Origin of the sequence: Chitinophaga sp., from assembly GCF_036569125.1 — a bacterium.
Taxonomy (GTDB): domain Bacteria; phylum Bacteroidota; class Bacteroidia; order Chitinophagales; family Chitinophagaceae; genus Chitinophaga.
In genome coordinates this window covers 1-12585 of sequence record NZ_DATCRF010000181.1, presented here as the reverse complement: position 1 = coordinate 12585, position 12585 = coordinate 1, and the positions used below count along the sequence as shown (strand labels likewise).

Annotated in this window: 8 protein-coding genes; 5 read left to right on the top strand and 3 right to left on the bottom strand. The window is 48.6% G+C overall.

Annotated features, from left to right (window positions below):
* Positions 1–1426: MGH1-like glycoside hydrolase domain-containing protein (locus tag VIM87_RS06610; RefSeq protein WP_331996213.1), on the top strand; the 1426-nt coding region annotated here is incomplete at its 5' end.
* An 8-nt stretch (positions 1427–1434) separates the two neighbouring features.
* Here the strand turns inward: VIM87_RS06610 and nudK are convergent.
* Positions 1435–2013 (bottom strand): GDP-mannose pyrophosphatase NudK, encoded by a 579-nt coding sequence (nudK, locus tag VIM87_RS06605; RefSeq protein ID WP_331996212.1) that lies wholly within the window; start codon positions 2011–2013, stop codon positions 1435–1437.
* Between the two features lie 308 nt (positions 2014–2321).
* A complete protein-coding gene (locus VIM87_RS06600) occupies positions 2322–4583 on the bottom strand; it encodes a hypothetical protein (RefSeq protein WP_331996211.1) in 2262 nt (753 codons plus the stop codon).
* 110 nt (positions 4584–4693) lie between these two features.
* Between VIM87_RS06600 and VIM87_RS06595 the strand changes: the two genes are divergently transcribed.
* From VIM87_RS06595 to VIM87_RS06580, 4 genes are all read left to right on the top strand, one after another.
* Positions 4694–5287, top strand: coding sequence for an RNA polymerase sigma-70 factor (locus tag VIM87_RS06595; protein WP_331996210.1), 594 nt, complete (start codon positions 4694–4696; stop codon positions 5285–5287).
* Positions 5288–5347: 60 nt separating this feature from the next.
* Positions 5348–6532 carry a FecR family protein gene (locus VIM87_RS06590; protein ID WP_331996209.1) on the top strand — a complete coding sequence of 395 codons (1185 nt, stop codon included), beginning with the start codon at positions 5348–5350 and terminating at the stop codon, positions 6530–6532.
* Between the two features lie 369 nt (positions 6533–6901).
* Positions 6902–10285 (top strand): TonB-dependent receptor, encoded by a 3384-nt coding sequence (locus tag VIM87_RS06585; RefSeq protein WP_331996208.1) that lies wholly within the window; start codon positions 6902–6904, stop codon positions 10283–10285.
* Positions 10286–10310: 25 nt separating this feature from the next.
* Positions 10311–11774, top strand: coding sequence for a RagB/SusD family nutrient uptake outer membrane protein (locus tag VIM87_RS06580; RefSeq protein ID WP_331996207.1), 1464 nt, complete (start codon positions 10311–10313; stop codon positions 11772–11774).
* Positions 11775–11830: 56 nt separating this feature from the next.
* Here VIM87_RS06580 and VIM87_RS06575 read toward each other — a convergent pair.
* Positions 11831–12585 (bottom strand): hypothetical protein (locus VIM87_RS06575; RefSeq protein WP_331996206.1); only part of this gene is annotated, 755 nt, incomplete at its 5' end.

Sequence of the window (12585 nt, the reverse complement as noted above, 5' to 3'; positions counted from 1 at the left end):
AAAGGGAATACTGCCGGAGGGCCGGCAATACCTGTTCAGTCACAGGATGCTGAAAAGTACCCTGCTTTCAAATGTAGTATATCCTGTTTATATGCAGGATCAGTACATCCGGCATTTTACACCGGGCAAGTGGTGGAACAGCCTGTATACCTGGGATCTGGGCTTTGTAGCACTGGGCCTTTCAACGATCAATCCGGCGCTTACGGCTGAATGTATCAATACCTATGTAACGCCGCCTGGCAGCCAGTCGGCCTTTATTCATCATGGTTCACCGCTGCCCGTTCAGGTTTATGCATTCCTGGAGCTGTGGAATAAAACGCAATCACAGGAATTGCTCAATTATTTTTATCCCCGGCTTAAACAATATTATGAATTTCTCGCAGGGCGTTACGGAAGCTCTTCCACTAATGTGCTGTCATCAGGGTTGCTGAAAACCTGGGATTATTTTTATAATTCCGGCGGCTGGGATGATTATCCGCCACAGGCAGGCGTTCATAGCCAGCATTTGGAAAAACAGGTAACGCCGGTAGTAACAACGGCGCATATCATCCGTGTAGCCAAGATCCTGAGAATGGCTGCCAGGGCGCTCAACAAGGCTGCTGACCTCAAAGTTTATGACAAGGACATCAGCCGGTTTACGGCTGCTCTGCAAAACAATGCCTGGGATGCAAAGAGCGGGTACTATTCATATGTAATGCACGACAGCACAGGCCGCCCCACCGGCTTTTACAACGACCCTGTTTCCGGCGTTAATTTCAATATGGGTCTGGATGGCGCTTACCCGCTTATATCCGGGATGTGTACGGCCCCTCAGCAGGAAATTTTAACAGACAAGATCTTTTCATCCAAACATATGTGGAGCCCTTCTGGTATTACTGTTGTGGACCAGTCGGCCCCTTATTACCGTATAGATGGTTACTGGAACGGAGCTGTATGGATGCCGCATCAGTGGTTTATCTGGAAAACTATGCTGGACATGGATAGAACTGATCTTGCCTGCCAGGTAGCATCAAAGGGCCTGGACGTTTATAAAAGAGAAACAGATGCATCTTACTACACATTTGAACATTTCCTGGCGGCATCAGGCAGGGGAGCGGGCTGGCACCAGTTCTCCGGTTTATCTACACCCGTGCTGTGCTGGTTTGATGCATATTATAAAACAGGAACTATAACGCCGGGGTTTGAGATCTGGATCAACGGGCAGTCGTTTAATAATGATCATACATCGTATAAAGCGGATCTTTCTTTTGATGAAGCTACCCTTCCGCATAAACGTGCGTTGTTGGCAGTAATGGACCCCGGGTTTGACTACCAGGCGCAGTTCAATGGCAAACCGGTTGTGCTGAAACGTTTACAGAAAGGGATGCTTCAGCTTACGCTCCCCGCCACCAATAAAAGGGGTACGCTGGTTATTCAGCGTAGATGATCAGGCTATCACAATATATTGTTTAGCTTAATGTACTGAAGCAGCATGATGGTTTTACCATCTTTTATTTCACCTGTTTCAATCATCTTCATGGCATCATCAATGCCGATCTCTAAAACTTCAATATTTTCTTCTTCGTGTTCAACACCACCGCCTTCAGCTACTTTCATCTCTTTTGCATAGGCTGCAATGAAGAAGTATAGGATCTCTGTCACAGAGCCAGGCGACATATACGCTTCAAAGATCTTTTGCACTTCGGTTATTTTGTAGCCTGTTTCTTCTTCCGTTTCCCTTCTTATGCAGTCTTCTGCATTGTCTTTGTCCAGCAAGCCTGCACAGGCTTCTATCAGCATGCCCGATGGATTGCCGTTTACAAATGTCGGCAAACGGAACTGCCTTGTCAGGATCACGGTTTTCTGCTCCTGGTTGTACAGCAAAATCACCGCGCCATTGCCCCGGTCATAAGCTTCTCTGCTTTGGGTTAAGATGGTACCGTCTTTTTTTGAATATTCATAAGTTATTTTCCGGAGTACATACCAGTTGTCTGAAAGTATTTCAGACTTTAAGATCTTGATGTTGTTTATCATTTTTGGGTTGTTATAAATTAATATGGCTTAAGACCTAAACAGTGATTGCTTAACGCTAATTTATCCCGGTGGTAAGCCTGTCCATCATCATACCGCCAATGAACAACCCTGGATGTGCCGCCATACGCTGCAAGCTGAAAGCTGATCCCGTGGCTGGTGTCATCAAAAGAAACGGTTGTAACATGATCAAGATTTATGATCTGGTCTTGCTGAAGCTGCGAGCATTTGAAGAGAGGGGCAGTGTACATATAAAATGTTTGGGATCAAATATAATTAACAACCGCAACATTCTCTGGTCTTGTGTACACTCATTTCGTTACCATAAATTCAAAATCACACTTGCCTACCATGCCAGTGCCGCTAATGCCTTCCACTATACCATAAAAAGCGGTATTAATATCAGAGGAAAAGAACTCCAGCGTGGCATTTCCATTTTCATCCGTTATAATATCAGGCGCCCACAGCAGGGTATTCCGGTAATCAGGCAGGGGATCGGGTGCTTTATCATAATCGGGCTGGTAAAATTCTTTTTTAGGATAGTACCCTTTTGCCCTGGCCAGCCCCCACATTTTTAGCAGCTCTTCCTCCGTGTATTTGGGGTAGTGATAAACAATTTGTTTGGTGTTAGTGGTGTTGAATGAGAAGGGGTGTGATGTGGGCGGATTGGGGCCGGTCCATACAATGTAGGTTTGGCCCTCAACGGGCCGCTCGTCGCTATCACCTGCAGGGCAATTCAACCAGCCTCCATGAGCCTTGTCAGTAAGCTGCTGGTATTTTGCCAGGCTGTCCAGGTGGCCTATATATTTATCACGGAATACAGCCGTTGTTTTTCCCTGTATTTCTACGGCTTTCAGCTTAATACTTCCGCGGGTGAGCACAAAAGGATCTGCTTCGTTCACCTGCCCGGCTGCTGGTGTTCCTCCAACAGGATAGCTTATTTTTTGCCAGGGCTTTATTTTATGAATGGGATCAAAAGGGTCGTATACCTTCAATTCAAAGTCCTGCTGATCGCCATAATGCTTAATGTAAATGTTGCCCGATAATTTTAAATTTTCCGGCGAAAGCCGGAACGATCCGCTGTTATCCAATGCGGTTAGCTGACTGTGTTGCTGTTCCGCATCAAAGAACATTACAGCCTGTTGGGTAGATCTTGTTTTCTTCCGCAGCGCAACCAGCCGGCCCCGGATACTGTCAGATAATATCGTGCTCCCCTTTTTTTTCAGCTCTTCCTCATTCCACGAATACGAGCGCCAGCCCTGGGTTAGCAGCAGCAGGTCCAGCGCCTGTTCCCGGTTCGTGTTAGTGGTATCGAAGTAATAACCGGGATCGTAAATATTACCCTTTAGTTGGGTGGATAGCAGGTAATGTGTTTGTATATCTTTTGGATCCATTGGCCGGTGATAGATACGGTCGTAACCTGCAGCTCCTAATTGGGCAATAACCGGTTTGCCTTGCTCATCTGCGGTATGGATCTGCAGCTGGATCTTCGTTCTAGTGCCATAGCTTTTTTGAGAAAGTTTAGCCGTAACAGATAGGCGCTTATCCGGTTTTATATAAAGCAGCCTTTCCGCTACAGGCAGGGGGCGATGATCAAAAAGCGTTGCTTCAGCCACACCGGCTGTAACCTCCTGCAAAGGCAGTTTGAGGTCCAGGCTGTCTTTTATGGATGCAGCGGCCATCAGCTGGGTGAGGCCCCTTGTTTGCAGCCTGAAATAAAAAAGCTGTTTTTCAGGTCCCTGGTTATAGATCCGGAAGCTGATGCTGTCTGCATTATTGCTCAACAACCGGAAGCTCATGCCCTGCTTCCTGGTTTGGGGCAATGGGTAAGGTGTGTTTGCAAAGGGCGTGTCCAGGCGTACGTAATAGCTGCTGCCGGATTGCGGCTGCAGCAGAAAACTACCCATGCCCGCATGGGTGCTCTTAAAATACCCGATGGCCTTATTACCATCAAAGAGGGTTCCGGAAACAGGGCAGGGGAGGCCGTTTTCAGCTACTGCTTTAAAAGCGATGCGGTTGGTTACACCAGCTAACAGTACACCACCTTCGGGCAGGAGTGTGAACTGTATTTTCTTTTGCAGGCTATCGGAGCGGAGCGCAGCTGGTTTTTTCCGTAGCAGCTCCGCTACGTGCTGTACAATCCTAATTCTCCGTGCACCCTGGAATGAGTTGGCATCCGCGCTCAGGGAATGGGCGGAGTAGGCGCATAGCCAATAATTCCCCTCCGGTAGTGCATTGTCCAGGTAAATATGCCCGCTGGCAATGCCTTTGTCAAGAGGGTATGCTTGTTCCCATACAATACTGTCCTTGTTTTCATGGACCAGCTGAATGTAAAGGGTTTGGTCAATGCCAGAGAGCAGCTGATGCCGGGTGTCTACCGCATACGCCTTGAACCAAAGGTCTTCCATGGATTCATAGATATCCTTACTGGTACGTATATACAGGGAGGTGCGGGCGGTATCGCCGGAATAGCTTTCCAGGCTATGGGCCAAAGAATCCAGCTGGTGTTTGGATACCTGGGCATTGGTTGAGAAAAAGCTAAGAAGCGGAATGAGTATGGTTAGATAGCGCATTACGAAAAGCATGGAATTACATCAATAATTCCAAGATACGCAAGAAGGGGTATAACGAGTATATATTTGATATATTAGCGTTTGCCTTTTAGAGTCGAAATTCAATCATATTGTCAGCAAACCGGGTATATAATGAAAAGGAGCTCCTTGTGCGGATAGCGGAAGGGGATGAAGCCGCCTTTTCAATCCTGTTTGAGGCCTACCTGGAACGGCTGAAGCCTTTTATTGAAAAACTCACCACTTCCCCGGATGATACACGGGAAATTATCCAGGAAACATTTGTCAGGATATGGCTCAGCAGGGATAAGCTGCAGCATGTGGAGCAGCCTGCTGCTTATATTTTCCGGATCGCAGCCAACCAGTACCACATGTATATTAGGCGCCGCCTTTCACAGGAAAGGGCGGTTTCAGGATATGAGGAAACCGTGCCGCAGTCATCCAACACCACCGAAAATACGCTGCGGCTGAATGAATTGCAGCGGTTAGTACAGGATGCTGTCAGCAGGCTGCCGGAAAAACGCAGGCTTATCTTCCAGATGAGCAGGAATGAAGGCATGAGCGTCCGGGAAATCGCCACGGCCCTTGATCTTTCCCCCAAAACAGTCAAAAATACCCTCTTCGCAGCCCTGACCAATATCCGCCAGTACCTGGCCGCTGCAGGTGAAGCCGGCTGGTGGCTGATGTTATTCCTTTTATTCCGGTAAATTTTTTTTTTAACGCAATAGGCCCATGCCTGGGTGAGATGCATCTTCTTATTATAGTATATGGAAAGACAACGGCTATTTTATCTTTTGTCCACACATGCGGCAGGCCGCCTTACGGAGGAAGAGTGGCAGGAGCTGGCTGCATATGCAATGGATCCGGTTATGTCCGGCGAATTTCAGCAGCAGCTGGTAACCTTGATGGAGCAAGCGCCGGCAGAGCCGGTAGTGGCCGGTGAAGAATGGCAATCACTGCTGAAGGCCGTAATGGATACGGATAAAGCACGGGAAGAAGATCCCGTTCCGCTTCGCCGTGTACCATCTTTTTTCCGCAGGTGGAGCTGGGCCGCTGTATTGATCCCCGTTTTGGCGATAGGCATTTATTTCCTGGCGCCCGGCAGAAAGGACCGGGTACAGCCTCCCATGCAGGCAAAGGCTGCGGATATTGCCCCCGGCAGGAATGGAGCGGTGCTTACGCTGGCAAATGGTACGCAGGTGGTGCTGGATAGCCTGGGGAATGGTGTTATTGCCACCCAAAAAGGAGCAAAAGTGCTGCTGAAGGCAGGCCAGCTTTCCTATGCGCCTGTGCAGGGAGAAGGAGTGGACTTTAACAGCATAACAACCCCTAAAGGCCGCCAGTTCAAACTGGTATTACCCGATGGTACGGGGGTATGGCTGAATGCCGCCAGCTCGTTGAGATATCCTGTTTCGTTCACCGGAAAAACAAGGCAGGTGGAAGTAACCGGTGAAGCCTATTTTGAAGTGGCTGAAAATGCAAATATGCCCTTTCATGTGAAGGTGAACGGCAATACAAATATAGAGGTGCTGGGAACTCATTTTAATGTGAATGCCTATGAAAATGAACAGCACATTAGCACCACACTGGTGGCAGGCCGTATAAAAGTAAGCGCCGGAACAGCCGCTGCTTCCGTAATACTGGAACCCGGCCAGCAGGCGCAGACAGGCCGGTCAGCAGCAGATCTCAAAGTGGTCAGCAATGCAGACATTGAAAAGACAACAGCCTGGAAAAACGGGCTGTTCAATTTCAATGGCGCCACACTGCATGAAGTAATGAGACAGCTTGAACGCTGGTACGATATCGAGGTCGTATATGAAAAAGGTGCGCCCGACATTACTTTCTGGGGAAAAATGACAAAGGATATTTCCCTGAATGGCTTGCTGATAGGCCTTGAAAAATCAGACGTACATCTGCGGCTGGAAGGGCGGAAACTAATTGTATTACCATAGGGGACACTAGCCGGCTGGCTATATTGATAATTTAAAACTACGTATGACTAACTGAAAATGAAAATGTACAAAACAGACATTCCACGTTATTATTATTTGGCCAACCCGCCTGAATAAGAAAACGTATCAGCAGATTAAACAGAAAACCGCCACGGGTGATGACCGTGACGGTTGAATGATTTAGTCGCTTCCAAAACAGTTGCTGAACCATTTTTTCAAATCCTAAATCATTTGCAATTTATGCAAAAAAACAACTATTGGCTGCCCATCAGCCGGAGGGGACAACTATGCTTTCCTGATCCTCCCTGTGATGAAAGCAGTGCGGCCCTTGAATTCCACAACGGCCTCCTAACTAAAATGCTAAGGGCTATGAAACTTGCCGCCGTCTTACTATTTGTTGCTTTTATGCATGTGAAGGCTTCCGTAGTAGCGCAGAATGTTACGATCTCCGCGAAAAATATCAGCCTGAAACAGGTCTTCAACGTTATAGAAAAACAAACCGGTTATGTTGTATTTGCAAATGAGCAGATGCTTGCCAATACCGGCACTGTTTCCGTGAATGTAACAAATGCACGGCTGAATGACCTGTTGGACCTGGTGCTCCGGGACCAGCCACTGGGTTATACCATACAGGGAAAGACCATCTTTCTTTCACACAGGGCGCCGGCAAATACCCGGGCCTGGGACATCCCTGCCATGGCGCCTCCGCCGGCAACGGGCCGCATTGTAGATGCCGACGGACAACCGCTTGCGGGCGTAAATATCATCATTATGGGTACGCATAAAGGCGCCACTACTGCACCAGATGGTTCCTTCTCGCTGAACGTAAATGAGGGCGATGTGCTGCAGATCAGCTTTGTGGGTTTTGTGCCCCTTACCCTCCGTTATGTAAATGGATCTTTCCTGGAAGCCGCCGCCCCTCAGGCGGCAGGCCGGCAGCATACGAATGCAGGTGCAAGATCAAAGCTGGTGAATGGTTCCGCTTCCGGCGTGCTGGTGTCGCTCGCTTTAAGCACTTCCCCGCTGGATGAGATACAGGTGGTAGGTTATGGTACACAACGTAAAGGCGATATAACAGGCGCTATATCTTCCGTTAGCTCCAATGTGCTGAAAGATCAGCCGGTGACCAACCTGCAGGGCGCCCTTGAAGGTAAAACAGCCGGTGTGCAGATAACCCAGAACTCCGGCGCTCCCGGCGCAGGCGCCCAGGTGCGCATCAGGGGTTTAACTTCTATCAATAACTCCGACCCGCTGTATGTGGTGGATGGTATTCCGCTTGCATCCAACGATATCAATATTATCGACCCTTCAAACATCGAATCCATCGATATCCTGAAAGATGCATCTGCACAAGCCATTTACGGTTCCAGGGGCGCCAATGGCGTAGTGCTGATCAAAACCAAAAGAGGCAACCGTGGAGAGGCGGAGATCAGCTTTGGCACCTACCAGGGCGTTGCCCAGGTGCGTAAAAAGCTGGACATGGTAAGCGCTTCAGACTATGTGATGCTGAATAACGAGGCCTACAAGAATGCCAATCAGCCTTCTCCCTTTACAGATCCTCCCGCTGCTTATACCCGCACAACAGACTGGCAGGATGAGCTGTTCAGGAACGGGTATATACAGAACTATAATCTCGCAATCAGCGGTGGCGGCCAGAATATTACCTACAGGGTAAGCGGCAACTATCTTGACCAGCAAGGTACCATCGTAGGATCAGATTATAACCGGATCAACGTATCCAACAACATTACCTTTAATCCCAAACCGGGGCTTGAATTCGGCGAAAGCCTCGCATTTAACAGGTCGGTGACCCATAATGTGGCAACAGAGTTCGGAGGTAATGTTATCAACGATGCTTTTGCAGAAGATCCCACCATCCCTGTAAAGGATGAAAATGGTAACTACACCGCCACCAAGTATTCGGATATCGTGAACCCGCTGGCAAAGATCCATTACCTCTATGGTAACTGGCCCTACACGCAATACGGTCTGCTGGGTAACACCTATCTGCAATATAAGCCGGTAAAAGGGCTGACACTGAAAACTTCGTATAGCCTTGATCTTAAGTTTTCAGACAACAAGCAGTTTACGCCTACCTATAACGTAGCGCCTAACTTTAACAATCCCAATGCACGCCTCTACCGTCAAAAAGACCAGGTAACAAACTGGACCTGGGACAATACAGCCACGTATGAATTTGAGGTTAATAATGATCATCATTTCAATATACTGGCAGGCATGTCTGCAGAGCGGTTCACCTACAACTATATCAATGCATCCAACCAGGGGCAGCCGGGAAATGATCCTTACCTCCAATACCTGGATGCAGGCATCAGTAACCAGCAGGTGGGCGGCAGCCAGCAGCAATGGGGCTTGCTGTCTTATATGGGCCGTTTGAACTATAATTTCCGCGGTACTTATTTCCTGACAGCTACCCTTCGCCGTGACGGTTCTTCCAAGTTTGGCTCCAATAACAAATACGGTAATTTCCCTTCCGCATCATTGGGATGGAATATCACCAATGAGCCCTTCTTCCCTAAAAGCAACAAGCTTACCTACCTGAAGGTACGCGGCAGCTGGGGTATTGTAGGTAACCAGGCCAGTGTTGGGTATTATGATTACTCAGCTGGCATCAATACCTATTACTATGCAATAGGCGCCCCTGCTACTGCATTTCCTACCGCAGATCCGGCGGGGCTGGCCAACCCTGACCTGAAATGGGAACAGGTGCAGCAATGGAATGCGGGGTTTGACTATAGCTTGTTTGATGACCGGCTTACAGGCTCTTTCGATTACTACCAGAAAAAAACAAAGGATATGCTGCTGAACCTGAATATCCTGTCCGTATCCGGTTTTACCCAGAGCCCCCGTCAGAACGCAGGCACCATGCAGAATTCCGGTATAGAATTTTCCGCGGATTATAAACAAGCTATCAGTAAAGACTTTAACCTGAGCGCAGGCGTACATTTTGCCACCATCCGCAACAGGGTGCTGGACCTGGTCAGAACAGGACAAAAGATCTATAGCGGCAATATCAAACCAGGTCAAACCGAACTAACACAGGTAGGCCATCCGGTAGCCTCCTTTTATGGTTATGTGACCGATGGCATCTTCCAGACCCAGGAGGAAGTGAATAGCGCCCCCAGACAACAGGCCGGCACCGCACCCGGCGATTTCCGTTTCAGGGATCTGAACGGTGATAAGGTGATCAATGAGAATGATCAGACCTTCCTTGGATCGCCCATCCCCAAACTTACATACGGGTTTAACCTGCGCGGGAACTACAAGAATTTCGATTTCAGTATGTTCTTCTCCGGTGTATACGGCAATAAGATCCTGGCAGCTTATAAATACTATACTGACGGTTTCTTTATTTCCAACTACAATATGGAAACAGAAGCGTTGGGCAGATGGACTGGTCCCGGAACCAGCAATACCTTACCCCGCCTGATAGCCAGCGATCCGAATAATAACTCCCGTGTATCAGACTTTTATCTGGAAAGCGGTGCTTACCTGCGCTTGCAGAACCTTACAATAGGATATACCATCCCGAAATCTGCCATTAAGGGCATTAAATCACTGCGGGTATACGCCGCAGCACAGAACCTGCTCACATTCACAAAGTATAAAGGTTATGATCCGGAGATCGGGCAGCAGTACAGTGGCTCCGGCGGCACACTTGATATAGGGGTGGACAATGGTACCTATCCCCAGAGCCGTACTTTTTCTGCTGGTGTGAATTTGTCTTTTTAACCGGTATCATAAAACAATGTGCAAAATGAAATATCAAAGTATATTACTTGGTGCAGTACTGATGACCAGCCTTGGCGCATGCAGCAAATTCCTGGATGAGCAGCCAACGGCCCATCAGTCCACCGCTACTTACTATGTAACTTCTGAAGATGCGGTAAGGGCTGTTACAGACGCTTACCGTATGCTGAAGGACCAGGCTTATGGCGGGTATTCCCCGTCATCCTTCGGAGATATCATGGCAGACGATGCCAATAAAGGAGGCGGAGGCGCCTCTGACCAGGAGCTGATACAGCAGCTGAAATTGTTCACTGCAAAATCAGATAACGGTTATGTATACAATGCCTGGCGGGATAACTATAAAGGCGTATACCTCGCTAACCTGGTATTGCAGAAAGTGCCGCCTATTCAAATGGATGATGCCCTGAAAACGCGTGTGCTGAGTGAAGCCAAATTTCTGCGGGCGTATTACTACCTGCACCTGGTAAGGCTGTTTGGGCGTATACCGCTTATAAAGCAGCCCATCGATGATGGCAACTACAATGTTCCGCAGTCTGAGGAGCCGGAGGTACTGGCCGCTATAGAGCAAGATGCCAGGGAGGCCATCGCCGGGCTGCCGGAAAAAAGCCGGCAGGCTGTTTCAGACCGTGGACGCGCCACCAAAGGCGCTGCGCAGGCTTTACTGCTGGAAGTATACATGTGGCAAAAGAAATGGACGCAGGCGCAGCAGATCGGCGATTCCATCATCAATTCACAACAGTATGTACTGGCAGCGGATGTAACAAAGATCTGGACGCTGGAAGGTGAGTTTGGCCCTGAATCGATCTTTGAGCTGAACTATGAGAACATCCCCGGCAAAAACACAGGAAACCTGCTGAACCTGTTTGATGCGCCCAGGAATACCTGGGGATATGGTTTTGTAGTGCCTTCACAATCCCTGGTGAATGAATTTGAACGCGGCGATCCTAGGTTCAGGGCTACGGTTATCTCCGGTAATCAGCTGATGCCGGATGGAACAACCGCCAATACTGCTACCAGTGAAACCGGTTACTGGAACAGGAAATACTGGCTGCCCGTTAACCAGATACCTACCAACAATGGCGGCGGTGCAGGTGACGGACCTACCAATGACAGGATCTTTGGCCTTGCGCAGGTAATGCTCTGGACAGCAGAAGCCGCATTTCATAACGGGAATGTGGGCCATGCAACTGACCTGGTGAACCAGATCAGGATACGGGCAAGAAATAGCGGAGGTAATACGGATATGACCATCCTGCCCAATCGTGCAACGGTTACCCTGAATGATATCTATCATGAAATGAGGGTAGAAACTGCGTTAGGCGAGCATCGCAGGTTCTATGAGCTGGTGCGGACAGGCCGGGCGGCATCCGTGCTGCCCAATTTCAAAGCCGGTGTAAATGAGCATGTGCCTATTCCGCTGAATGAAATACAGTTGAGTGGGGGAGTGCTTATACAGAATAAAGGGTATTGATCTGAAGGAGATGGAAGAATAGCCGCAGGAGTGAAAGTTCCTGCGGCTATTTTTATTTAGTTACTGTTCGTGATCGTACCCGGGTGAATGTATAGGTCAATTATATATTTGGTGACCGGCTTCAGCCGGCGGCCATAAACAACAGGATGTTCCCCACCCGATGTATAGAATTCAAATTTATTGTCAATTTTAGAATACCAGACCTTCCCTATGGCCTGGTAGGTAATAGTATCCGCTGTAATTATTTTCCGGAAGTTTTTCAGCTTCACCGTATCCAATGCTATGATCATCGCATTCGGTATTTTCTGGTCACAAGCTATGGGCTTGTAGTGATCTTCACTCCAATACATGCAGCCGCCGCTGAAGCGGGGTTCTGTAATACCCTTCAACAACCACACGCCACCTGTTGCCAATGCCAGCGACAATACAACGGTGGCCGCCAGCCTTTTCGTAGATCTCCCTTTTTTTACCTGATTATCAGCTTCCTCTATTTTAGTATCCACACCTTCCCTCTCGTTTGCTCCATACAGCCGTACTGGAATTTCCGGAATTTCCGGAATTCCGCCCGGTGTATCAGGCTCCTTCGCCGGCGGATTGCCCGTGGTATTTTCTACTGTTTCCGGCTCGCCGGCTACAGGATTGGTATCACTTAACGGCGGATCTGCATCCGGCTCACCGGAATAGCTTTTTCCCAATTCCCAGGGCCTGCCGGGAAAGTCAATTAGCCAGGCGAGGAGCTCGATGTTCTTCCGATCTGTCTTTTTGGACTTTCCATTCAGATAGTTCACAAGTGGTTTGAACTTATCCGTAT

Bases quoted from the DNA above. Each gene is read 5' to 3' on its own strand.
- VIM87_RS06585 (WP_331996208.1), top strand. From the start codon at position 6,902: ATGAAACTTGCCGCCGTCTTACTATTTGTTGCTTTTATGCATGTGAAG.
- nudK (WP_331996212.1), bottom strand. From the start codon at position 2,013: ATGATAAACAACATCAAGATCTTAAAGTCTGAAATACTTTCAGACAAC.
- VIM87_RS06580 (WP_331996207.1), top strand. From the start codon at position 10,311: ATGAAATATCAAAGTATATTACTTGGTGCAGTACTGATGACCAGCCTT.
- VIM87_RS06600 (WP_331996211.1), bottom strand. From the start codon at position 4,583: ATGCGCTATCTAACCATACTCATTCCGCTTCTTAGCTTTTTCTCAACC.
- VIM87_RS06590 (WP_331996209.1), top strand. From the start codon at position 5,348: ATGGAAAGACAACGGCTATTTTATCTTTTGTCCACACATGCGGCAGGC.